At 71.5% G+C, this 21,128-nt stretch carries 23 protein-coding genes; 6 read left to right on the top strand and 17 right to left on the bottom strand.

The features are described 5' to 3' along the window. Positions 1-42 precede the first annotated feature (42 nt). The gene (locus MMB17_RS20890) at positions 43-648 is read left to right on the top strand and encodes a CatB-related O-acetyltransferase (protein WP_241100144.1); all 606 of its coding nucleotides are present in this window, start codon (positions 43-45) and stop codon (positions 646-648) included. A 38-nt stretch (positions 649-686) separates the two neighbouring features. Here MMB17_RS20890 and MMB17_RS20885 read toward each other — a convergent pair whose 3' ends face one another. Together MMB17_RS20885 and MMB17_RS20880 are read right to left on the bottom strand one after the other, a co-directional pair. Beyond that, positions 687-1,112 carry a type II toxin-antitoxin system VapC family toxin gene (locus MMB17_RS20885; RefSeq protein WP_241100143.1) on the bottom strand — a complete coding sequence of 142 codons (426 nt, stop codon included), beginning with the start codon at positions 1,110-1,112 and terminating at the stop codon, positions 687-689. Next, a complete protein-coding gene (locus tag MMB17_RS20880) occupies positions 1,109-1,366 on the bottom strand; it encodes a FitA-like ribbon-helix-helix domain-containing protein (RefSeq protein WP_238310760.1) in 258 nt (85 codons plus the stop codon). Before MMB17_RS20880 ends, MMB17_RS20885 begins: the two co-directional genes overlap by 4 nt. Positions 1,367-1,509: 143 nt before the next feature. Here MMB17_RS20880 and MMB17_RS20875 point away from each other — a divergent pair, with 143 nt between their 5' ends. Beyond that, positions 1,510-1,761 carry a DUF3297 family protein gene (locus MMB17_RS20875; protein WP_238310761.1) on the top strand — a complete coding sequence of 84 codons (252 nt, stop codon included), beginning with the start codon at positions 1,510-1,512 and terminating at the stop codon, positions 1,759-1,761. Here MMB17_RS20875 and MMB17_RS20870 read toward each other — a convergent pair. The 4 genes from MMB17_RS20870 to aspS all read right to left on the bottom strand — a co-directional run bounded on the left by MMB17_RS20870 (position 1,731) and on the right by aspS (position 5,996). After that, positions 1,731-2,063, bottom strand: a complete 333-nt coding sequence (locus tag MMB17_RS20870) for a hypothetical protein (RefSeq protein ID WP_241100142.1) — start codon at positions 2,061-2,063, stop codon at positions 1,731-1,733. The genes MMB17_RS20875 and MMB17_RS20870 overlap by 31 nt on opposite strands. Before the next feature lie 10 nt (positions 2,064-2,073). Continuing rightward, entirely contained in the window at positions 2,074-3,147 is a 1,074-nt protein-coding gene (locus tag MMB17_RS20865) for an acyltransferase family protein (RefSeq protein ID WP_241100141.1), read from the bottom strand. After that, complete coding sequence (locus MMB17_RS20860; protein WP_238310764.1) at positions 3,137-4,012, bottom strand: glycosyltransferase family 2 protein; 876 nt, start codon at positions 4,010-4,012, stop codon at positions 3,137-3,139. Before MMB17_RS20860 ends, MMB17_RS20865 begins: the two co-directional genes overlap by 11 nt. Before the next feature lie 169 nt (positions 4,013-4,181). Continuing rightward, complete coding sequence (gene aspS / locus MMB17_RS20855) at positions 4,182-5,996, bottom strand: aspartate--tRNA ligase (protein ID WP_238310765.1); 1,815 nt, start codon at positions 5,994-5,996, stop codon at positions 4,182-4,184. Between the two features lie 199 nt (positions 5,997-6,195). Between aspS and MMB17_RS20850 the strand changes: the two genes are divergently transcribed. Further along, positions 6,196-6,576: a hypothetical protein gene (locus MMB17_RS20850; protein ID WP_241100140.1), complete on the top strand. Its 381-nt coding sequence runs from the start codon at positions 6,196-6,198 to the stop codon at positions 6,574-6,576. Between the two features lie 73 nt (positions 6,577-6,649). Beyond that, complete coding sequence (rnd, locus tag MMB17_RS20845; RefSeq protein WP_241100139.1) at positions 6,650-7,801, top strand: ribonuclease D; 1,152 nt, start codon at positions 6,650-6,652, stop codon at positions 7,799-7,801. Between the two features lie 12 nt (positions 7,802-7,813). Here rnd and MMB17_RS20840 read toward each other — a convergent pair whose 3' ends face one another. From MMB17_RS20840 to mtnA, 3 genes are all read right to left on the bottom strand, one after another. Next, positions 7,814-8,284, bottom strand: coding sequence for a cupin domain-containing protein (locus tag MMB17_RS20840; RefSeq protein ID WP_241100138.1), 471 nt, complete (start codon positions 8,282-8,284; stop codon positions 7,814-7,816). Between the two features lie 152 nt (positions 8,285-8,436). Beyond that, complete coding sequence (locus MMB17_RS20835) at positions 8,437-10,887, bottom strand: hybrid sensor histidine kinase/response regulator (RefSeq protein WP_241100137.1); 2,451 nt, start codon at positions 10,885-10,887, stop codon at positions 8,437-8,439. Positions 10,888-11,111: 224 nt separating this feature from the next. Next, entirely contained in the window at positions 11,112-12,209 is a 1,098-nt protein-coding gene (mtnA, locus tag MMB17_RS20830) for an S-methyl-5-thioribose-1-phosphate isomerase (RefSeq protein ID WP_241100136.1), read from the bottom strand. A 268-nt stretch (positions 12,210-12,477) separates the two neighbouring features. On the opposite strand from mtnA, the gene MMB17_RS20825 reads away from it, so the two are divergent. After that, on the top strand, positions 12,478-12,792 hold the full coding sequence (locus MMB17_RS20825; protein ID WP_238310771.1) for a DUF2853 family protein: 315 nt from the start codon (positions 12,478-12,480) through the stop codon (positions 12,790-12,792). Between the two features lie 39 nt (positions 12,793-12,831). On the opposite strand, the gene MMB17_RS20820 is transcribed toward MMB17_RS20825, so the two are convergent. From MMB17_RS20820 to trmD, 4 genes are all read right to left on the bottom strand, one after another. Continuing rightward, entirely contained in the window at positions 12,832-13,161 is a 330-nt protein-coding gene (locus MMB17_RS20820; RefSeq protein WP_241100135.1) for a DUF1902 domain-containing protein, read from the bottom strand. Beyond that, a complete protein-coding gene (gene serA, locus MMB17_RS20815; RefSeq protein ID WP_241100134.1) occupies positions 13,139-14,731 on the bottom strand; it encodes a phosphoglycerate dehydrogenase in 1,593 nt (530 codons plus the stop codon). Before serA ends, MMB17_RS20820 begins: the two co-directional genes overlap by 23 nt. 152 nt (positions 14,732-14,883) lie before the next feature. Next, a complete protein-coding gene (locus MMB17_RS20810; protein ID WP_241100133.1) occupies positions 14,884-16,059 on the bottom strand; it encodes a phosphoserine transaminase in 1,176 nt (391 codons plus the stop codon). A gap of 283 nt (positions 16,060-16,342) precedes the next feature. Then, positions 16,343-17,065: a tRNA (guanosine(37)-N1)-methyltransferase TrmD gene (gene trmD, locus MMB17_RS20805; protein WP_238310775.1), complete on the bottom strand. Its 723-nt coding sequence runs from the start codon at positions 17,063-17,065 to the stop codon at positions 16,343-16,345. 201 nt (positions 17,066-17,266) lie between these two features. On the opposite strand from trmD, the gene MMB17_RS20800 reads away from it, so the two are divergent. Beyond that, on the top strand, positions 17,267-18,061 hold the full coding sequence (locus MMB17_RS20800) for a bestrophin-like domain (RefSeq protein WP_238310776.1): 795 nt from the start codon (positions 17,267-17,269) through the stop codon (positions 18,059-18,061). A gap of 35 nt (positions 18,062-18,096) precedes the next feature. On the opposite strand, the gene rimM is transcribed toward MMB17_RS20800, so the two are convergent. From rimM to ffh, 4 genes are all read right to left on the bottom strand, one after another. Next, the gene (gene rimM, locus MMB17_RS20795) at positions 18,097-18,777 is read right to left on the bottom strand and encodes a ribosome maturation factor RimM (protein WP_241100132.1); all 681 of its coding nucleotides are present in this window, start codon (positions 18,775-18,777) and stop codon (positions 18,097-18,099) included. Between the two features lie 87 nt (positions 18,778-18,864). Next, a complete protein-coding gene (rpsP, locus tag MMB17_RS20790) occupies positions 18,865-19,227 on the bottom strand; it encodes a 30S ribosomal protein S16 (RefSeq protein WP_238310778.1) in 363 nt (120 codons plus the stop codon). Next, positions 19,228-19,563: a chorismate mutase gene (locus tag MMB17_RS20785; protein WP_238310779.1), complete on the bottom strand. Its 336-nt coding sequence runs from the start codon at positions 19,561-19,563 to the stop codon at positions 19,228-19,230. Then, on the bottom strand, positions 19,560-21,122 hold the full coding sequence (ffh, locus tag MMB17_RS20780; RefSeq protein WP_238310780.1) for a signal recognition particle protein: 1,563 nt from the start codon (positions 21,120-21,122) through the stop codon (positions 19,560-19,562). Before ffh ends, MMB17_RS20785 begins: the two co-directional genes overlap by 4 nt. Between the last annotated feature and the right edge of the window lie 6 nt (positions 21,123-21,128).

Raw genomic sequence — 21,128 nt, 5'->3', positions numbered from 1 at the left:
GGCCCTGCGCTCAAGGCGGGACCCGCATCGTTGAAGGCTCTGTTGCAACGCCTGAAGCGGGGGCGCAACCCGCACAACGAGACGCGGCGGCATCTCGAAAAACTCGCCAAGCGCTGGAATTTCTCAATCGGCGCTTATTCTTACGGCCGTCCGAAGGTGCGTTTCCCCGAATCGGGGCGCCGCCTGACGATCGGCCGCTATTGTTCCATCGCCGACAAGGTCGAGATCCTGCTCGGCGGCGACCACCGCCTGGACTGGGTCTCGACCTATCCCTTCGCGGCGATGCGCGGGCTCTGGCCGGAGGCGCAGGCGCCCGAGGATTACCATGCCTCCCGGGGCGACGTGACGATCGGGAACGACGTCTGGCTCGGCTCGGGCTGCATGATCCTGTCCGGCGTCACCATCGGCCACGGCGCCGTGGTGGCGGCCCGGGCCGTCGTCACCCGCGACGTGCCGGCCTATGCGGTGGTGGCCGGCAACCCCGCCCGGGTGGTGCGGATGCGCTTCGACCCGGCGACGGTGGCGGCCCTGGTCGAGACGGCCTGGTGGGCGTTTCCGCACGAGACGGTGACGCGCTGGGTCCCGCTGCTCCAGAGCGGACGGGTGGAGGAGGTCGTCGCGGCGGCGCGGGCGGCGAGGGCAACGTAAGAGCCTGGCCTGCGGGGCGCCGTCACGCGCCCCTCATCTCATGCCGCGGCTTTCCAGGGATCGACGACTCTCACCCCGGCGGCCTCGAACGGGCTCGTGTCGCGGCTGGCGACGATGAAGCCCCGTGCCGCGGCGATGGCCGCGATGTGGCCGTCTGCCTGGGCAATTGCCCGTCCCGCCGTCTTCGCCTGTGCCATGAAGTCCGCGTAATGCCGCGCGGCATCGAGGTCGAAGGGAAGCACGCGACCGGCAAAGGCAGGCAGCACCTCCCGCTCCAGCCGATCCCGATAGGTCCTCTGCCGCTTGCCGGCCGACATCACCGCGATGCCGAGACGGAGTTCGGCAACGGTGACGGCCGAGAGGTAGAGGGTCTCGACGACCTGGGCATCGATCCAAGCCCGCACGGCGGGATCGGGCACCACCCTCCACAATTCGGAAATGACGTTGGTGTCGAGGACGATCATTCGAAGCGGAGCGGCTCGACCGGCTTCCTGTCGCGAAGCTGATCGAAATTCTCCGCCTCTTCCTCCGACAAGGGTCCGGCCTCGCGGGCGATGGAGGTCAGCAGCGAACCGAGTTTCAGGCGGCCTTCGGGCTTGGCCGCCTGCTCGAGGATGTCCCGGATCTCGGCCTCGGTGCTGCGCCCGTGCCGCGCGGCCCGGACCCGCAGCGCACGGTGGACGTCCTCGGGAATATTGCGAATGGTGACGGAGCGCATCGATGGCATCCCGGCGCGAGGACAGCCATGCCATCATAGCAGCCGATCGATATCAAGATCGCGACGCCTGCCCCCGAGCGGCATTGCCCGTCCGGCTCGATTGCCGTAACCGGCCGGCTCGTCCGCCAGGAAGTCACGCCGCCATGTCCGACACGCCCCCCGACCGCCTCTCGGTGAACCCGAACAGCCCCTTCTACGACGAGGCCGCGCTGGCCCGCGGGGTCGGCATCCGCTTCAAGGGCGTCGAGAAGACCAATGTCGAGGAATATTGCGTCAGCGAGGGCTGGGTGCGCCTCTCCGCCGGCAAGGCCCTCGACCGGGCCGGCAACCCGATGACGGTGAAGCTGAAGGGCAGCGTCGAGCCCTATTTCCGGGACGATTCCGCGGAGGCCTGATCGGCCGGCGCGCTCCTTCGGAGCCGCATCGCCGAAAAATCGCGGATCGCGGCGGCGACCATCGCCGCGACCTGCGGCGCGGTCTTGGGCGTGCGCAGGATCAGGCTCGCCAGCACCTCGGGATGGCCGCGCCGCTGCTTCGGCCGGCGCGCATGGTTCGAGACGCGCAGGGACCAGTCCTCGCCGGGGCGGGTCAGGTAGAGGCTGTCGCCGCGCTCGTTGCAGGCGGCGAGGGCGAAGCCCTCGGCTTCGAGGAGGCGCAGGGCCAGCGCCCGCGCGGCCTCCGGGGACAGGGCGCTCACGGGCCTCGCCTCACGGCCCGGCCGGCTCGATCGTGCCGAGGGTGCGCCGGCCCATGGCGCGGGCCTTGATCCGCAGGGCCGGCTTCTCGACCGCATACCAGGACAGGGCCGCGACGAGCAGGGCGAGGACCAGCGAGGGCCCGAGCAGGACGGAGGCGGACAGGGCCGGGACCAGGGCGTGCAGCGTCTGCTGGATCGGCCAGCCGTAGAGATAGACCCCGTAGGAGAGGTCTGCCGGCGGGTCGAGGAGGGCGCGGCCGAGGAAGGGCGCGAGGCCGAGCCAGATCGCCGCGTAGCTCTCCGCCAGGAACAGGGTCGCCCGGTAGAACGGCGTTCCCTGGAGCAGCGGGGCGAGGGCGAGCAGGAGCAGGGGCCAGGCGACGAGCCGGACCCTGGCGCGCCAGAGATAGAGGGCGGCGCCCGCGGCGAAGATCAAGGGCAGGCGCAGGCTCGTCTCGATGTGCTTGGGAAGGTCCGGATGGGCGATCTCGGCCCCGACGAGCCCCAGGGCGAGGCCAGCCGCCAGCAGGGCCACGGGCCAGCGGGCCCTGAACGCGCCGAGGAGCCCCGCGGCGAGCACGCCGCAATAGCAGATCACCTCGTATTTCAGGGTCCAGACCGTGCCGAGGGGGCTGCGATAGGGATTGCCCTCGAACACCCCCGGCAGGGCGGTGTTGCTCTTGAGGCTGAGGAGGGTGCCGGTGAGGAAGCGGCGCAGGTCCGGCGCGGCGAGGTACTCGCCCACCGGCAGCCGCGTCAGGGCGGGGCCGAGGACGAGGCCGGCGACGAGCGTCGCCGCCACCAGGCCCGGCAGGATGCGCAAAGCCCGGGCGAAGACGTAGTCGCGCCAGCCCCGCCGGTCGAAGCTCATGGTGACGAGGAAGCCCGAGACGGCGAAGAAGCCGTTCACCGCATGCTCGCCGAGGGTGAAGCCGGTGGAGCGCGCCAGGGGTTCGTCGAGGCCGATCCCCGTGGTCACGCTGAAGGCGTGGGAGACGACGACGGCGAGCGCCAGGGCGAGGCGCAGGGCGGAGAAGCCGTTATGCGGCCGGGCGAGCGCCTCCGCGACGGTCTCAGCGCGCATGGTCGAGCCCCTCCCGGGCCAGCGCCCCCCGGCCGCGCAGGGCCGCCAGCGCCCCGGCCGCCGAGCCGCCGTAGCGCTCCATGCCGGCCCGCCGCAGCACCAGCGCCGAGAGCGCGGCCTTGGGCGCGTTGACCGCGAGCATGCCGAGGCTCGGGTCCGGCAGCCCGTATTTGCGCGACACGTAGGCCCGCGACCAGGCCTGATGCCAGCGGCTGCGGAAGACCCGGCCGGGCTCCGGCGCCGAGGAGCGCCCGCGCCCGTGCAGGGCCACCGCCCCGTGGACATGGACCAAAGCGCGCCCCGCCTCCGCCACCCGCCGGCAGAGGTCGTCGTCCTCGTAGAACAGGAAGATCGCCTCGTCGAAGCCGCCGAGATCGAGGAAGAAGGCGCGCTCCGCCATCAGGCAGGCGCCGGACAGGAAGGGCGCGCAGGCATCGCCCTCGGGATAGGCCCGAACCCCCTTCGGGTTGGTGAGGTAGGGGGCGAGCAGGGAGCGCGGCTGGTAGAAGAAACGCCCGTCCGGCTCGTGGATGCGCGGGGCCAGCAGCCCGGCATCGGGCCAGGCGGCCGCGGCGGCGCGGAGGGCGGCGGCGGCGCCCGGCTGCAGCACGAGATCCGGGTTCAGGATGAGGACGTGGCTCGCCCCCTCGGCGGCGCGCACGCCGCGATTGTTGGCCCGGCCATAGCCCTCGTTGCGGTCGTTGCGGATCACCCGCGCGCCGTGCGCCCGCGCCACCGCCACCGAGCCGTCGCGGCTCGCATTGTCGACGACGATGGCCGGGATCTCTTCGCGGGCGAGGGCGCCGAGGCAGTCCGGCAGGACCTCGGCGCTGTCATGGGCGACGACGATGGCGGTGAGGGACATGCCGGGGTCTCCTGGCCGCACCGGTCGATCCCTCCCCCTTCCGGGGCTCTCGGGGTCAGGCTCTGCGCCGTGCTGGATGGAGCGCCTCTCCTCGCCCCCGGGCGAGGGGGAGGAAAGGCCCGCCGGGATCGAACCGGTCGACCGGAACCGCGGGGGAGGGCTTCCGGGACTACCCCTTCTTCTCGGGCAGGTTCAGGCGGATATGCAGCTCGCGCAGCTGCTTCGGGGTCGCCTCGGAGGGCGCGCCCATCATCAGGTCCTCGGCGCGCTGGTTCATCGGGTAGAGCACGACCTCGCGGATGTTGGGCTCGTGGCAGAGCAGCATCACGATGCGGTCGACGCCGGGCGCGATGCCGCCGTGGGGCGGGGCGCCCATGCGCAGGGCGTTCAGCATGCCGCCGAACTTCGCCTCGAGCACGTCACGTCCGTAGCCGGCGATGGCGAAGGCCTTCTCCATCACGTCGGGGCGATGGTTCCGGATCGCGCCCGAGGAGAGCTCGATGCCGTTGCAGACGATGTCGTACTGGAACGCCTTGATGCCGAGGATCTTTTCCGCGTCCTCCTCGCCGAGGGCCAGGAAGGCGTCCCGGTCGAAATTCGGCATCGAGAACGGGTTGTGGGAGAAGTCGATCCGCTTCTCGTCCTCGTTCCACTCGTACATCGGGAAGTCGGTGATCCAGCAGAAGGCGAACTGGTCCTTGTCGCAGAGGCCCAGATCGTCGCCGATGCGGATGCGGGCCTTGCCGGCGAGCGCCGCCGCCTTGGCCTCGGGGCCGGCGGCGAAGAACACCGCGTCGCCCGCCTTGGCGCCGGCCTTGGCCGCGATCCGGGCCTGGATCTCCGCGGGGATGAACTTGGCGATCGGGCCCTTGCCGGTAAGCTGGCCGCCCTCCTCCTCGAAGACGACGTAGCCGAGCCCCGGGGCGCCCTCGGAGCGCGCCCAGTCGTTGAGCTTGTCGAAGAAGGAGCGGGGCTGGCTGGCCGCGCCGGTGGCGGGGATCGCGCGGACCACGCCGCCCGACTTGATCACGCCCTTGAACGCCTTGAACTCGACCGCGTCCTCGCCGAACTCGTCCGTCACGTCGGCGATGATGAGGGGGTTGCGCAGGTCCGGCTTGTCGACGCCGTATTTCAGCATGGCCTCGGCATAGGGGATGCGCGGGAATGCCTTGGTCACCCGCCAGCCGTCGGCGAATTCCTCGAACACGCCGCGCAAAACCGGCTCCACCGCCTGGAACACGTCCTCCTGCGTGACGAAGCTCATCTCGATATCGAGCTGGTAGAACTCGCCCGGGGAGCGGTCGGCGCGGGCATCCTCGTCGCGGAAGCAGGGCGCGATCTGGAAGTAGCGGTCGAAGCCCGCGATCATCGTCAGCTGCTTGAACTGCTGCGGGGCCTGCGGCAGCGCGTAGAACTTGCCGGGGTGGACGCGGGAGGGGACCAGATAGTCGCGCGCGCCCTCGGGGCTCGACGCGGTCAGGATCGGCGTCTGGAACTCGAAGAAGCCGCCCTCGCGCATGCGGCGGCGGAGCGAGTCGATGATCGCGCCGCGCTTCATGATGTTGGCGTGCAGCTTCTCCCGGCGCAGGTCCAGGAAGCGGTACTTGAGCCGCGTCTCCTCCGGATATTCCTGGTCGCCGAAGACCGGCAGGGGCAGTTCGCCCGCGGGGCCGAGCACCTCGATCTCGTCGAGATAGACCTCGATCTGGCCGGTCGGCAGCTCCGGGTTCTCGGTGCCGGCGGGGCGCTGGCGCACGCGGCCGTCGAGGCGGATCACCCATTCCGAGCGCACGGTCTCGGCGAGCGGGAAGGCCTTGGAATCGGAATCCACCACGCACTGCGTCAGGCCGTAATGATCGCGCAGGTCGATGAACAGCACGCCGCCATGGTCGCGGATGCGGTGGCACCAGCCGGAGAGGCGGACGGTCTGCCCGACATCGGACGGGCGGAGCGCCCCGCAGGTGTGGGAACGGTAACGGTGCATGACGGGCTCTCGGAAACGAGGCCGGCACCATTCACGGGAGGGCGGGCAAGTCAACCGGCAAGTCAACCCAGAGCTTCGGAGCAGACTTGCGGAGGGCCTCCCGCCGGGCGGCCGAGGCGGCGCCCGGGCCGGCGGAGGAGGGGGTCGGAAGACGACGGCCACGCTTGTGACAGAGGATGAGAATCCCCATATCAAGCGCATGAAATTCCACGATTTTCTCGACGTCTCCGGGCTGCCGTCCCCCGGTGCCCGCGCCGCCCCGGCGGGCTGGCAGGCTCTCCCCCTCGAAGGCCTCTTCGAGATCGTCTACGAGGATTCCCGCGGCGCCTGGAGCACGCGCCTCCTCGACGCGCGCGAGCTCAAGCTCGGGCCGGGGCGCACCCTGCTCGGCGGCATCGACCGGCGCCACGGGCTCTACCGGGGCCTGCGGGCGGACCGGATCCGCCGCCTGGTCGAGCCGGAGACCGGGACGCGGCTGGAGACGGGCATCCTCGACTGGCTGCTCGCCCGGGCCCGGGCCCAGCGCCGCCGCCGGAAGCCTGCCGCGCCCCCGCAGGCGCCGGCGCGGCAGGCTGCGTGAGAGACATGACGAATTCCGGTGATCGCTGCGCGCAAACCTCGCGACGGCGCGAAACCTTCGGTATAGCCGGGGCATGAATCTGATCTCGACCACGCAGGCCCTGGCGGAAGCCTGTGCAGGTTTCGCCGCCCAGCCCTTCGTGACCGTCGACACGGAGTTCATGCGCGAGACGACCTATTATCCCAAGCTCTGCCTGATCCAGATGGCGGGGCCGGACGGGTCGGCCGCCCTGGTGGACCCGCTGGCGCCGGGCATCGACCTCAAGCCCTTCGTGGACCTGATGGCGCATGAGGGCACCGTGAAGGTGTTCCACTCGGCCCGGCAGGATCTCGAGATCGTCTGGATGCTGGGCGGGCTGCTGCCGCACCCGTTCTTCGACACGCAGGTCGCGGCCATGGTCTGCGGCTACGGGGATTCGGTCTCCTACGAGCAGCTCGTCAACGACCTGGCCAAGGCCAAGATCGACAAGTCCTCCCGTTTCACCGACTGGTCGCGCCGCCCCCTCACCGACGCGCAGCTGGAATACGCGCTCTCCGACGTCACCCATCTCGTGAAGATCTACGAGGTGCTCGCCGGCGAGCTGCTGCGGACCGACCGCGGCCTCTGGCTCGACGAGGAGATGGCGGTGCTGACCTCGCCCGACACCTACCGGGCCGATCCCGCCGATGCCTGGAAGCGCCTCTCCGGCCGCCTGCGCAAGCCGCGGGAGATCGCGGTGCTGATGGAGGTCGCCGGCTGGCGCGAGGCGGAGGCCCAGGGCCGCAACGTGCCCCGCGGGCGCATCCTCAAGGACGAGGCGGTGATCGACATCGCCTCCAGCCTGCCCCGCAGCGTCGAGGCGCTCGGGCGCCTGCGCAGCATCCCGGCGGGCTTCGAGCGCTCGCGCACGGGCAGCGAGATCCTCGCCGCGGTGGAGCGCGGCATGGCGCGGGACCTCGCCGGCATCCGCATGCCGGAGCGCGGCCGGGCCCGGGGCAACAACGGCGCCGTGACCGAGCTCCTGAAGGTGCTGCTCAAGGCGGTGGCTGAGGCCGAGGGCGTCGCGCCCAAGATCATCGCCACGGTGGACGACCTCGAGGCGGTGGCCGACGACGACGCGGCCGACGTGCCGCTGCTGCACGGCTGGCGCCGCACCCTGTTCGGCGAGAAGGCCCTCGCCCTCAAGGCGGGGCGGCTCGCGCTCTCGACCGAACGGGGCAAGGTGGTGGTGCGGGAGCTGGCCTGATCCGGGGCCGCCTCAGGCGGCCGCGGCCGGCGGCCCGCCGAGGCTGAAGTGCTTCTTCACCGGCCTCCGCACGTCCCAGGTGCCGGAAAAACCCGCGGGCGTCACGAAGGCGTCGCCGGCCCGGTAGGTCTTGGCCCGGCCGTCCCCGTCGGTGACCACCACCTCGCCCTCCAGGATGTGCACGAACTCGTCCTGCTCGAAATCGATGCGCCACTTGCCCGGCTGGCAGGTCCAGATGCCCGCCGAGACGCTGCCATCCGCGTTCCGGTAGACGAAGCTGACCGTCTGGGCCGGATCGCCGGAGAGGATGCGCGCCGGCTCGGGCCGGTAGGGCCGGCACGGGGGCGGGGCGTCGGCGAAATCGACGGTGCCCCTGTCCTGGCCGAGCCCCGGCATCAGGCGCCCCGCCGCGCGCAGGCCCACCCCGCCGAACAGGGCCAGCACCGGCGCGCCGAACATGTGCAGCAACCGGGCGATCTCCATCGCATCCCTCCCTCGCGAACCGTCCGAAACCGGCGCGGTCCCGAGGCCGCCCGACAGAACAAGGACGATCCCGGACAGGGACGCATTCCGCGGCATGGCGCGGGACGTCGAAAGACGGTTAAGGCGCGGGACGAAGCGGGCCGCGCCCGCGGTCAGGCCGCCTGCAGCCGCCGGATCTCGTGGATCGCCGCGCGCCGGGTCGCGTGCAGGCGCTCGACCAGCGCGCCGTAATCGGCCCCCGAGACGCAGGCGGTCTCGACCTCGCGGCAGAGCTGCGCCAGTTCCCGGAAGCCGAGCAGGCCGGTCGCCGAGACCATGGCATGGGCGCCGTAGGCGAGGAGCGCGCGATCGGGCAGGGCGCCCTCCTCGCCGAGGCGCTTCTGCAATTCCTCCGCGAGGGTGCCGAGCAGGCGGTTGACCTGCTCCCGCCCCATCATCTCGGCCACCTCGTCGAAGACGCCGCGATCGAGCTGGCTGCGCGGCGCGGAGGCCGCTTCGGGCCGCTTCAGCGCCCAGCGCGCGACGATGGCGTGGAGGGCGTCGCGCTTGAACGGCTTGCCGATATGGTCCTGCATGCCGGCCTCGCGGATCGCCGCGATCTCCTCCGGCAGCACGTTCGCCGTCATCGCGACGATGGGGAGGCCGGCGCTCGGATGGGCCAAGGCGCGGATGGCGCGGGTCGCCGCCATGCCGTTCATGCCGGGCATCTGCACGTCCATCAGGACGAGGTCGTAGGCGCGCGCCTGCACCGCGGCGATCGCCGCGGCGCCGCTCGCGGCGACGTCGACCCGGTGCCCGGCGAGTTCGAGGACCGCCAGCGCCAGTTCCTGGTTCAGGGGATTGTCCTCGACGAGGAGCAGGCGGCGGCATGCCGGCGCCGTGGCCCGTCCCGAGGCGGCGGGCGCGGCCAGCGCGCGCGCCGCGAGCGGCAGGGCGAGCTCGAACCAGAAGGTCGAGCCCCGGCCCTCGCAGCTGTCGACGCCGATCCGGCCGCCCATCCGCTCGATCAGCCGCTTGGAGATGGCGAGGCCGAGGCCGGTGCCGCCATATTCCCGCTGGATGGTGCCGTCGACCTGGCTGAAGCGCTCGAAGAGCAGGTGCTGCTTGGCCGCGGGCACGCCGATGCCGGTATCCTGCACGCAGAAGCGCAGCCACGCCCGGCCGTCCCCGTCGCCCGCGGCGGTGGCGGAGAGCAGGACGCCGCCCGCGGGCGTGAACTTGATGGCGTTGTTGAGCAGGTTCAGCAGCACCTGGCGCAGCCGGTCCCGGTCGCCGAGGAAGCCGGCGGTGTGGAGGGCGGGGTCGATCTCGACCCGGGCGGTCAGGTCGAGCCCCTTGCGCTCGGCCCCGGTGCGCACGATCGCCGCCGCCTCGTCGACGAGCTTGCCGAGGGCGAAGGGCTCGCAGACGAGGTCGATCCGGCCGGCCTCGACCCGCGAGAAGTCGAGGATGTCGTTGACGATGGTGAGCAGGGCGGAGCCCGCCGCCTGGATGCGCTCGCCGTGGCGGCGCACCGCCTCCGAGAGGCCGGGCTCCTCCAGCAGGAGGTCGGTATAGCCGAGGATGCCGTTCAGGGGCGTGCGGATCTCGTGGCTCATCGTGGCCAGGAAGTCGGATTTGGCGCGGCTCGCCGCCTCGGCGACGGCTTGGGCCGCCTGCGCCTCGCGGGTGCGCGCGGCGACCCGCTCGGCCAGCGTCGCGTTCAGGTCGCGCAGGTCGCGCTCCGCCGCCTCCCGCCGGGTGTCGTCGCGCAGGGTCAGCACGGCGCCGACCTGGGCGCCGGCCCCGTCCCGCAGGGGCTGCGCCGAGCCGATGGCCAGCACCTCGGTGCCGTCCGGGCGCAGGATGCGCCAGCGGGCATCCCGCACGGTCTCGCCCCGCACCGCGCGGGCGAGGGGCAGGTCGAGGGGTGGGTAGAGCCGGCCGTCCTCGGTGTAGAGGTGGTAGGTGTCGCTATAGGCGTCGGGCTCGACGTCGAGGCGCAGGACGCCGTGGATCGCCGCGGCGGCCTCGTTGACGAAGGAGATGCTGCCGGCCCCGTCGGTGACGATCACGCCCTCGGCGAGCTGCCCGAGGATGGCGGCGTGCCGCGCGGCGGCCTCCTGCGCCCCGGCGGCGTTGGCCTCGTAGAGCTTCAGATGGGCGACGACGACGCTCGCCATGTCCTGCAATTGCCGGCGCTCGGCCTCGGAGAAGCGGCGGGGCCGGGTGTCGATGACGCAGAGCGTGCCCAGGCGCAGGCCGGGCGCGAGGCTGAGGGGCGCGCCCGCGTAGAACCGGAGATGGGGCGCCCCCGTCACCAGCGGGTTGTCGGCGAAGCGCGGATCCGCCTGCGCGTCCTCGATCACCAGGACCTCGTCCGCGAGGATCGTGTGGGCGCAGAGGGCGACCTCCCGGGGATCGCCGTCGCCGCTCACGCCGCATTTCGCCTTGAACCATTGCCGGTCCGCGTCGACCAGCGTCACCGTGGCGATCGGAACCGAGAACAGGGCCGCCACCGTCCGGCAGACCGCGTCGAAATGCGGTTCCGGCGGCGTGCCGAGGATGCGCAGGCTGCGCAGCACCGCGAGCCGTTCAGCCTCGTTGGGCGGGAGGGGGGCCATGCAGGAAATGTCCCGGAACAATCGGCGGCGATCGCGGCGGCGGCGATTCGGTTCTTAACGAGGACAACTTACCGTCGCGTGAAGCGGCCGACACGCGCCAACCAGATCCGGCGAGGCCGGAGGCGCGGGACCCCAGATGGCAATCTCAGGTATTTTCACTCGCAAAGAATCTCGGGTCGACGCGCCAATAGATACGATTTCCAGTTGTCATTCCGGTCGTCGCGTCAGGCCGCTCTGCGCCGCTCCGGATAGAGGGCGAGCAAGCCTTCTGCGCTGGCCGGGCAGACGCCGCGCTCGGTGATGATGCCGGTGACGAGGCGGGCCGGCGTCACGTCGAAGGCCGGGTTCGCCACGGGGCTGCCGGGAGAGACCACCTGGATCGTGGCGAAGCCGCCCCCGTCGAGCCGGCCGGTGAGGTGGGTGACCTCCCGGGCCGCGCGCTCCTCGATCGGGATCCCGGCGACGCCATCGTCGAGGGTCCAGTCGATCGTCGAGAAGGGCAGGGCGGCGTAGAAGGGCACGGCGTTGTCGCGGGCGGCGAGGGCCTTCAGATAGGTGCCGATCTTGTTGCAGACGTCGCCCGAGGCCGTGGTCCGGTCCGAGCCGACGATGCAGGCATCGATCTCGCCGTGCTGCATCAGGTGGCCGCCGGCATTGTCGGCGATCACGGTGTGGGGCACCCCGTGGGCGTTGAGCTCGAAGGCGGTGAGCGCCGCGCCCTGGTTGCGGGGCCGGGTCTCGTCCACGAAGACATGGACCGGCACGCCGGCATCGTGGGCCACGTAGATCGGCGCCAGGGCGGTGCCCCAGTCGACGGTGGCGAGCCAGCCGGCATTGCAATGGGTCAGCACGTTGATCCGCCCGCCCTTCGCCTGCGCGAGTTCGGCGAGGAGCCGGGCGCCGTGCTCGCCGATGGCGCGGCAGCTCGCCACGTCCTCCTCGGCGATGCGGCCGGCCTCGGCATAGGCATGGGCGGCGCGCTGGCCCGGGGGGAGGGGGCGGAGATGGGCCGCGACCCGGTCGAGGGCCCAGCGCAGGTTGATCGCAGTCGGGCGGGTGGCCGTCAGCGTCGCCACCGCCTGGTCGAGCCCGGCATCGGAGGCGTCGGCGCGCAGGGCCAGGGCCAGCCCGTAGGCGGCGGTGACGCCGATCAGCGGGGCGCCGCGCACCACCATGGTGCGGATCGCATCCGCCGCCTCCTCCAGGGTGGCGAGGCGCTTCAGTTCGAAGGCGAAGGGCAGGCGGGTCTGGTCGATCACCTGGACCGAGACGCCGTCGGCATCGGGAAAGATGGTGCGGTAGGGGGTGCCGTCGATCTTCATGGGGCGGGTGTCGCACGAAGCGTCCGGGCGGGCCAGTCCCGCGCCGCCGCGCCCCGCCCGTCCCGGTCGCCACGTCCTCCCATGCCGGCTGCACGCTGTGCTGGTGCTTCCCCGGTCGGGGAGCCGGAAAGTCAGTCCTCGGCGAGGGCGGGCCGATCTATTGTGGAAGAACCGCCCGGCCTCTGCCATACAGCCAAGAATTGTATCATTCTGGAACGGCCGCCCGCGAGGACAGGCTCGCCCCACGGCTGAGAAGGAGGACGCCGCGATGTCGGACCATCTCGAGGATGTCAAGAAATACGCGAAGAAGCCGGTCAACGAGGCCGCCGTGGCCGGCCTGGAGAAGACGTACCGACTCGTCCTGTCGAAGCCCGACACGCGCTATGTCGCCTGCTCCGACAAGGCGGAGCTGGAGACCGTGCGCAAGAACTTCCTGGAGAAGAAGCTCGGCCTGTCCGGCGACGGCCTCGACGCCTCGATCAAGTCCGTCTGCGAGGCGATGAAGGCGAGCCGGGCCAAGTCGCGGCTCACCTTCTACTACCTGCTCGCCGAGCATCACGGGAAGCTCGACGCCCTCGCCTGACGCGCCGTCCCGGGGGCGGTGCCCGCCGCCCCCGCGCGCTCAGCGGGTGACCCGCTCGACGAAGACGTCGATATAGGCGTCCGGCGCGAGGCCGAGCAGGTCGCGGACATTGCCCGGCAGGTCGCACATCAGCGCCTGCATCGTCGGCCCCTGCGCGGCGAGCCCGGGCAGGGACGAATCGGACACGACGTAGAGACCCGCCGCCTCGTCCCAGGCGCAGCGAACGGTGACACGGCATCCCATCATGGCCTGCTCGGGCTCGGGGGTGGGGGCAGCCGGCGCGGCCTCGGTCGCGCCGTCGGGCTCGGGCCGGCCATCGGGGCCGGCGGCGGGCGCCGTGCGCGGCTCAGAACTGGACGGGTCGAACACGCTTCACCTGCGGGATCGCCTCGATCGCCTTGAGCACGTCGCCGGAGACGGGCCCGTCCACCGCCACGAAGGCGATGGCGTTGCCGCCCTCCGCCTCGCGGCCGAGGGCGAAGGTCGCGACGTTGACGCCGGCCTCGCCCAGCACCGAGCCGAAGCGGCCGATGAAGCCCGGCTTGTCGTGGTTGCGCACGTAGAGCATGTGCGGCGCGAAGGCGGCGTCGATGTCGATGCCGCGGACCTCGATGACCCGGGGCTTGCCGTCGTGGAAGACGGTGCCGGCGGCGTCCCGCGGCATGTCCTCGGCATCGACGGTGATGCGCACGACCGATTCGTAGTCGCTCGCCCCGCCCTCGCGCTTGACCTCCTCGACGACGATGCCCCGCTCCTTCGCGATCACCGGCGCGGAGACCATGTTCACGTCCTGGAGGATCGGGCGCAGCACGCCGGTCACCGCCGCGGAGGTGAGCGCCCGGGTGTTCATGGCCGCGACCGTGCCCTCGTAGGTGATGCGGATGCCCTTGATCGGCGCCTCGGTGAGCTGGCCGAGGAAGGAGCCGAGCTTTTCGCAGAGCGCGACGAAGGGCTTGAGCCGGGGCGCCTCCTCCGCCGAGATCGAGGGGAAGTTGATCGCGTTGGTGATGGCGCCCGAGAGCAGGTAATCGGCCATCTGCTCGGCGACCTGCAGGGCCACGTTCTCCTGCGCCTCGGAGGTCGAGGCGCCGAGATGGGGCGTGCAGATCACGTTGGGGTGGCCGAAGAGCGGGTTCTCGGTGGCCGGCTCGGTCACGAACACGTCGAAGGCCGCCCCCGCCACGTGCCCGGATTCGAGCGCCGCGCGCAGGGCGACCTCGTCCACGAGGCCGCCGCGGGCGCAATTGACGATGCGCACGCCGCGCTTCGTCTTGGCGAGGTTCTCGGCCGAGAGGATGTTGCGTGTCTTGTCCGTCATCGGCACGTGCAGGGTGATGATGTCGGCCCGGGCCAGCAGCGGGTCGAGCTCCACCTTCTCGACGCCGATCTCCAGCGCCCGCTCCGGAGTGAGGTAGGGGTCGTAGGCGATCACCTTCAGCTTCAGGCCGATCGCCCGCTCGGCGACGATGGCGCCGATATTGCCGCAGCCGATCACGCCGAGGGTCTTGCCGGTGAGCTCGACGCCCATGAACCGGTTCTTCTCCCACTTGCCGGCCTGGGTGGAGGCGTCGGCCTGCGGGATCTGGCGGGCGAGCGCGAACATCATGGCGATGGCGTGCTCGGCGGTGGTGATGGAATTGCCGAAGGGCGTGTTCATCACGATCACGCCGCGCGCCGTCGCGGCCGGCACGTCGACATTGTCGACGCCGATGCCGGCGCGGCCGATCACCTTGAGGTTGGCGGCCTCCGCCAGCAGCTTGGCGGTCGCCTTGGTGGCCGAGCGGATGGCGAGGCCATCGTACCGGCCGATGACCTTGGCCAGCGCCTCCTTGTCCTTGCCGAGGTCCGGCTGGAAGTCGACGTCGATGCCGCGATCCCGGAAGATCTGCACGGCGGCGTCGGAGAGGGCGTCGGAGATGAGGACTTTGGGTTGAGCCATGGGGGCACCTGTCGGGCAGGCGCGCAGGATCTCTGGCCATTCACGGGCGCGACCGGTCGCAACGGTACGGAGGGACCGGCGGATCGCTGAACGCGCAGGCAGATAAGGAAACGGCCGGTCACGCGGGACCGGCCGTCGAGATCACGGGACGATCAGGCCGCCGCGGCGGCGAGCGCCGCCTTTTCCTGGGCGAAGGCCCAGTCGAGCCAGGGCGTGAGCGCCGCGAGGTCCGAGGCCTCCACCGTGGCGCCGCACCAGATCCGCAGGCCGGCCGGGGCGTCGCGATAGGCCCCGAAGTCGAAGGCGACGCCCTCGTTCTCCAGGCGCGAGACGATGCCCGCGGCGACCTTCTTGACCACCGCGTCGCCCTTGGCGAGGACGTCCGGATCCGTGAGCACGAGGCAGACGCCCGTGTTCGAATAGGTCGACGGGTCCACCGCGAGATGGCCGATCCAGGGGGTGCGGGCGACCCAGTCGTGGATCACCTTGGCATTGGCGTCCGCACGGGCGTGCAGGGCGTCGAGGCCGCCGATGGACTGGCCCCACTTGAGGGTGTCGAGATAGTCCTCGACCGCGATCATCGAGGGCGTGTTGATGGTGTCGCCCTTGAAGATGCCCTCGATCAGCTTGCCGTCCTTGGCGAGGCGGAAGACCTTCGGGATCGGCCAGGCCGGCGTATGGCTCTCGATGCGCGCCACGGCGCGGGGCGAGAGGATCAGCATGCCGTGCGCGGCCTCGCCGCCCATCACCTTCTGCCAGGAATAGGTGACGACATCGAGCTTGTCCCACGGCAGCGGCATCGCGAAGGCGGCCGAGGTCGCGTCGCAGATGGTGACGCCCTCGCGGTCGTCGGCGATCCAGTCGCTGTGCGGGATCTTCACGCCGGCGGTGGTGCCGTTCCAGGTGAAGACGACGTCGTTGTGCTTGGTGTCGATCGCGTCCAGCGCCGGCAGGATGCCGTGCTCGGTGGTGCGCACGATCGGCTCGATCTTCAGCTCGGTGAGGGCGTCGGTGACCCACTCGGCCCCGAAGGAATCCCAGGCCATGACCTCGACGGGCTTCGGGCCGAGCATCGACCACATCGCCATCTCGACGGCGCCGGTATCCGAGCCGGGAACGATGCCGATGCGGTAATCGGCGGGCACGCGCAGGACCTTGCGGGTCAGCTCGATGGCCTCGGCGAGCTTGGCCTTGCCGGCGGCGGAGCGGTGCGAGCGGCCGAGGGCGGCGCCGGACAGGGCGTCGAGGGTCCAGCCGGGACGCTTGGTCGTGGGGCCGGACGAGAAATTGGGCACGCGCGGGCGCGCGGTGGGCTTCTGAGCCGTCATGTCAACCATCCTTCCAGATGAGCGCCTCCCGTTGGGGGGAGGTGTCCCGCCGCGGGGAATGACGGATCGCGCGGCGGAACGCAAGGACTTTTCGACACCACCGCAGGACGCCGGCACATCAATAGAGCGCCAGTAGAAGAGTGTTCTTTGCTTCCGCCGCCCGAGAACACACGCTCAGGTTACATCACGATCCGTTGAGGCCCCGTTCCCTCCGCAGCGCCTCTCCGCGGCCCCGGGGCGAGAAGAACCGCGCGCAGCGCGGTCGAGGGGGGGAAGGCGGCGCCTACCGCTCGTCGCCGCCCAGCAGATCCGGGCGTCGCTCGCGCGTGATCCGCTCGGCCTCCGCCTGGCGCCAGCGGGCGATGGCGGCGTGGTTGCCGCCCATCAGCACCGCGGGGATGGCGCGGCCCTCCCAGTCCCGCGGCCGGGTGTAGTGGGGGTATTCGAGGCGCCCGCCCTCGAAGCTCTCCTCGACCCCGGATTCGTGCTTGCCCATCACCCCGGGCAGCAGGCGCACGCAGGCATCCATCAGCACCAGGGCCGCGATCTCGCCGCCGGAGAGCACGTAGTCGCCGATCGAGACCTCCTCCAGGCCGCGCCCCTCGATCACCCGCTCGTCGACGCCCTCGAAGCGCCCGCACACGATCACCACGCCCGGCCCCGCGCCGAGGGCGCGCACCCGCGCCTGCGTCAGCGGCGTACCGCGGGGCGACATCAGCAGGCGGGGGCGGGGATCGCCCGGGGGCGCGGCGGCGTCGATGGCCGGCCCGAGCACGTCGCAGCGCAGCACCATGCCGGCGCCGCCCCCGGCGGGCGTGTCGTCCACGCTGCGGTGCCGGCCGAGGCCGTGCTCGCGGATCTGGCGCGCCTCCAGGCTCCAGGCGCCGCGGGCGAGCGCGTCGCCCGACAGCGACAGGCCGAGGGGCCCGGGAAACATCTCCGGATAGAGGGTCAGGACGGTGGCCCGCCAGGGTGAGGCCGCACCGGGCAGAGGGCTGTCGCGCATGCCGCTTGATGACGGGGCCGGCCGGTCCGGTCAACGCAGCCGTGACCGGGGCGCGGCACGATGCGGCCTCCGCCGGATCCGGGATGGCCGGCGGCTCGGCCGCTTCGGCGTCTCTCCTGGGGAGGGACCGGGGCGCCTTTACCGAATGGGAACGGGCGCAACGTCACGTAGCGGGCAGTTCCTGCTCCGATCGATCCTGCGATGTTCCTCAGCTTCTGGCTCAACCAACCGGTCTGGTTGATGTTCACCCTCCTGACGGGGGGCTTCCTGGCGTTCTGCGGGCTCCTGATCCTGCTCACCGTCCTTCCCCGGACGCGGTCCGTCATTCGTCGGGTCGCGCCCGGCATCGTGCCGACCTACATCAGCATCATTCCCGTGCTGCTCTCCCTGCTGACCGGCTTCGTCGCCAGCGATGCCTGGGAGCGCCAGCGTCAGGCGGGGCGCGTGGTTCTGGCCGAGCGGACCCACGCCTTCGCCATCTTCGATCTGAGCATCGCCGCGGCGCCGGACATGAGCCAGCTGCGCGCCCAGCTCTTCGCCTATCTCGATGCGGTGGTGAAGGACGAATGGCCGTCCATGGCCAAGACCGGGGCCGCCTCGCCCCTGGCGGGCGACGCCATCGGCCGCCTGCTCCAGGCGGCGGCGGCGCCGGGCATCGCCGCGGAGGCGGGCCAGGCCACCCATGCGGCCCTGCTCGAAGCGGTGATGCAGCTGCGCTCGGCCCGGAGCGAGCGTCTGGCGCTGAGCGCCGCCCGGAGCGACGAGACCAAGTGGCTGACCCTGCTGGTCCTGGCCGCGCTGACGCTGACGGCGCTCGCCCTGGTCCATTGGGAATCCCCGCTGGCGCAGACCGCGACGCTCGCCCTGTTCTCCATCGCGATCGTGACCACGCTCGGGGTGATCGCGCTGCACGAGCGTCCCTTCGACGGGCCGCTGGCGCTGTCCTCCGATCCGATCCGGCTCGCCCACGTCACGATGGTCTCGCACGGCCCCTGACCGGCCGCCCGGGGGGCCGGCGGCCCGAGGCAGGGTCAGGCCGGCTCGTCGGCGGGCTTCGGCCCGGGCGGGGCGAAGAGATCGTCGGGCGCGGCGACCACGACATGGCCCTCGGCCAGCGCCAGCACCGGCACGAAGGCCTTGGTGAAGGGCAGGAGCGCGGTGGCGCCGCCGGATGCGGGACGGATCTCCAAAAGGTCGCCGCCGCCATAATTCGGCACGGCGACGATGGTGCCGAGGGTCGCGCCGCCGCCGTCGCGGACGGACAGGCCGATCAGGTCGGCGAGGAAGACCTCGTCCTCATCCGCCGCCGCGCCGAGGCGCGCCCGGGGAATGGCGAGGGTGACGCGGTTCAGGGCTTCCGCGCCCGTGCGGTCGGAGACGCCCTTCACCCGGGCGATCAGCAGGTCGGCGGCGCTGCCCGGGGCGGGGCGGACCTCCGCGAGCTCGAGCGTGCGCCCGTCGGAGGCGTGCAGGGGGCCGTAGCCCGCGATGGCGAGGGGATCGCCGGTATAGGATTTCAGCCGCACCTCGCCGTGCAGCCCGTGCGGCCGGCCGAACTCGCCGAGCAGGACGAGGCCCGGATCGGAGGAGGCGGGCGGTGGGGCCTTCGCGGCTTTGGCGGCGTCCGGCTTTCGGGCCGAGGTGACGGCCTCGGGGCCGAGCGGCTCGGGCCGCGCGGGTCCGCGCGATGAGGATCCGGGGCGGCGGGCCATGCGGTGCCTGTCGATCTCCGCGAAAGAAATGCCCTCCCCCCGGGCGGGGGAGGGCAGCCCTCCCCATAAGGGGGAGGGGGGGACGGATCAGGCCGCGGCGTCTTCGGCCGGGGCGGCGGCCTTCTCGGCGCGCTTGGCGGCACGCTCCTTGGCCTTGTCGCCGGGCTCGGCCTTCTTCGGGTTGTTGCGGGCCGGGCGCTTGGCCAGGCCGGCGGCGTCGAGGAAGCGCAGGACGCGGTCGGTCGGCTGGGCGCCCTTGGCGAGCCAGGACTGGATCTTCTCGTTGTCGAGCACGATGCGGGCCGGATCGTCCTTGGCCTTCATCGGATCGTAGGCGCCGACCTTCTCGATGAAGCGGCCGTCGCGCGGGGCGCGGGCGTCGGCGACGACGATGCGGTAATAGGGGCGCTTCTTGGCGCCGCCGCGGGTGAGGCGGATCTTGAGGGACATCTAGTCTTTCCTTTCGGTCTGTTTCTGGAGATCGGCGTTCAACGCGATCGTCTGGTGGTGCCGGATGACTTCCCGCACCACGAAGGCGAGGAATTTTTCGGCGAAATCGGGGTCGAGCTTGGCCTCGACCGCGAGATTCCTCAGGCGTTTGACCTGACGCGCCTCCCGGTCCGGATCGGAGGGAGGCAGGCCCTTGCGGGCCTTCAGCTCGCCGACCCGCTGCGTGCAGCGGAAGCGCTCGGCGAGCAGATGGATCAGCGCGGCATCGAAATTGTCGATGCTGTCGCGCAGGCGGGCGAGCTCGGGGTCGACCCCTTGTGCGGAGAGGATCGTCATTTCTTCTTGCCCGGCAGGAAGCCGCTCAGGCCCGGCAGCTTCGGCGCGCCGAGGCCCGGAAGGCCCGGCATCTTGCCCCCGCCGAGGCCCGGCGGCATCGGCGGCAGCTTGCCGCCGAACTGCTTCTCGATCTGCGCGATCTGCTCCGGCGTCGGCTCGGGCATGCCCGGGGGCAGCTTCATGCCGCCCGGCAAGCCGCCGGGCATGCCGCCGCCGAGACCGAACATGTTGCCGAGCGCCTGGCCGATGCCGCCGCGCTTGCCCGAGCCCATCGCCTTCATCATGTCGGCCATGGTCCGGTGCATCTTGAGGAGCTTGTTGATCTCCTCGACCTTCACGCCGGCGCCCGCCGCGATGCGCTTCTTGCGGCTGTTCTTGAGGAGGTCGGGGTTCCTGCGCTCCTGCGGCGTCATCGAGGAGATGATCGCCCGCTGGCGCTTGAACATCTTCTCGTCGAGATTGGCGCCCTCGACCTGCTTCTTGATCTGGCCCATGCCGGGCAGCATGCCCATCAGGCCGCCGATGCCGCCCATCTTCTCCATCTGGGCGAGCTGCATGGACAGGTCCTCGAGGTCGAACTTGCCCTTGCGCATCTTCTCGGCGGTGCGCATCGCCTGCTCGGCGTCGATGGTCTCCGCCGCCTTCTCGACGAGGGAGACGATGTCGCCCATGCCGAGGATGCGGTTGGCCACGCGCGCCGGGTGGAACTCCTCCAGGGCGTCGACCTTCTCGCCGACGCCGACGAGCTTGATCGGCTTGCCGGTGACCGCGCGCATGGAGAGCGCCGCGCCGCCGCGGGAATCGCCGTCCATGCGGGTGAGCACGATGCCGGTGACGCCGATGCGGCTGTCGAAGGCGCGGGCGGTGTTGACCGCGTCCTGGCCGGTCAGCGCGTCGGCGACGAGGAGCACCTCGTGCGGGTTGGTCGCCGCCTTCACCTCGGCGGCCTCGGCCATCAGGGCCTCGTCCACCGTGGTGCGGCCGGCGGTGTCGAGCATCACCACGTCGAAGCCGCCGAGGCGGGCCGCCTCCATGGCGCGCCGGGCGATCTGCACCGCCGACTGGCCGGCGACGATCGGCAGGCTCTCGACCTCGACCTGCCGGGCCAGGACCGCGAGCTGCTCCATCGCCGCGGGGCGGCGCGTGTCGAGGGAGGCGAGCAGGACGCGGCGGCGGTCGCGCTGGTTGAGGCGCCGGGCGATCTTGGCGGTGGTGGTGGTCTTGCCCGAGCCCTGCAGGCCGACCATCAGGATGGCGACGGGGGCGGGGGCATTGAGGTCGACGACGCTCGCCTCGGTGCCGAGCATGGCCACGAGCTCGTCGTTGACGATCTTCACGACCATCTGGCCGGGGGTCACCGACTTGAGCACGGTGGCGCCCACGGCCTTCTCGCGGACCTTGTCCGTGAAGCCGCGCACCACCTCCAGGGCCACGTCCGCCTCGAGCAGGGCGCGGCGCACCTCGCGCATGGCGGCGGTGACGTCGGCCTCGGTCAGCGCGCCGCGGCGCGTCAGCCCGGAGAGGATGCCGGAAAGGCGGTCGGACAGGCCTTCGAACATGCGGTC

The organism is Methylobacterium organophilum, assembly GCF_022533465.1.
In the GTDB taxonomy this organism is placed as follows: domain Bacteria; phylum Pseudomonadota; class Alphaproteobacteria; order Rhizobiales; family Beijerinckiaceae; genus Methylobacterium; species Methylobacterium organophilum.
This window is presented reverse-complemented; position numbering and strand designations above follow the sequence as displayed.

What these genes read in the sequence shown, in the direction of transcription:
- aspS (WP_238310765.1), bottom strand. Translation starts at nt 5,996, where the DNA reads ATGCACCGTTACCGTTCCCACACCTGCGGGGCGCTCCGCCCGTCCGAT.
- rimM (WP_241100132.1), bottom strand. Translation starts at nt 18,777, where the DNA reads ATGGCCCGCCGCCCCGGATCCTCATCGCGCGGACCCGCGCGGCCCGAG.
- rnd (WP_241100139.1), top strand. Translation starts at nt 6,650, where the DNA reads ATGAATCTGATCTCGACCACGCAGGCCCTGGCGGAAGCCTGTGCAGGT.
- MMB17_RS20800 (WP_238310776.1), top strand. Translation starts at nt 17,267, where the DNA reads ATGTTCCTCAGCTTCTGGCTCAACCAACCGGTCTGGTTGATGTTCACC.
- trmD (WP_238310775.1), bottom strand. Translation starts at nt 17,065, where the DNA reads ATGCGCGACAGCCCTCTGCCCGGTGCGGCCTCACCCTGGCGGGCCACC.
- MMB17_RS20850 (WP_241100140.1), top strand. Translation starts at nt 6,196, where the DNA reads ATGAAATTCCACGATTTTCTCGACGTCTCCGGGCTGCCGTCCCCCGGT.
- MMB17_RS20835 (WP_241100137.1), bottom strand. Translation starts at nt 10,887, where the DNA reads ATGGCCCCCCTCCCGCCCAACGAGGCTGAACGGCTCGCGGTGCTGCGC.
- MMB17_RS20865 (WP_241100141.1), bottom strand. Translation starts at nt 3,147, where the DNA reads ATGCGCGCTGAGACCGTCGCGGAGGCGCTCGCCCGGCCGCATAACGGC.
- MMB17_RS20810 (WP_241100133.1), bottom strand. Translation starts at nt 16,059, where the DNA reads ATGACGGCTCAGAAGCCCACCGCGCGCCCGCGCGTGCCCAATTTCTCG.
- MMB17_RS20885 (WP_241100143.1), bottom strand. Translation starts at nt 1,112, where the DNA reads ATGATCGTCCTCGACACCAACGTCATTTCCGAATTGTGGAGGGTGGTG.
- MMB17_RS20785 (WP_238310779.1), bottom strand. Translation starts at nt 19,563, where the DNA reads ATGACGATCCTCTCCGCACAAGGGGTCGACCCCGAGCTCGCCCGCCTG.
- mtnA (WP_241100136.1), bottom strand. Translation starts at nt 12,209, where the DNA reads ATGAAGATCGACGGCACCCCCTACCGCACCATCTTTCCCGATGCCGAC.
- MMB17_RS20860 (WP_238310764.1), bottom strand. Translation starts at nt 4,012, where the DNA reads ATGTCCCTCACCGCCATCGTCGTCGCCCATGACAGCGCCGAGGTCCTG.
- MMB17_RS20840 (WP_241100138.1), bottom strand. Translation starts at nt 8,284, where the DNA reads ATGGAGATCGCCCGGTTGCTGCACATGTTCGGCGCGCCGGTGCTGGCC.
- ffh (WP_238310780.1), bottom strand. Translation starts at nt 21,122, where the DNA reads ATGTTCGAAGGCCTGTCCGACCGCCTTTCCGGCATCCTCTCCGGGCTG.
- MMB17_RS20825 (WP_238310771.1), top strand. Translation starts at nt 12,478, where the DNA reads ATGTCGGACCATCTCGAGGATGTCAAGAAATACGCGAAGAAGCCGGTC.
- MMB17_RS20880 (WP_238310760.1), bottom strand. Translation starts at nt 1,366, where the DNA reads ATGCGCTCCGTCACCATTCGCAATATTCCCGAGGACGTCCACCGTGCG.
- rpsP (WP_238310778.1), bottom strand. Translation starts at nt 19,227, where the DNA reads ATGTCCCTCAAGATCCGCCTCACCCGCGGCGGCGCCAAGAAGCGCCCC.
- MMB17_RS20875 (WP_238310761.1), top strand. Translation starts at nt 1,510, where the DNA reads ATGTCCGACACGCCCCCCGACCGCCTCTCGGTGAACCCGAACAGCCCC.
- serA (WP_241100134.1), bottom strand. Translation starts at nt 14,731, where the DNA reads ATGGCTCAACCCAAAGTCCTCATCTCCGACGCCCTCTCCGACGCCGCC.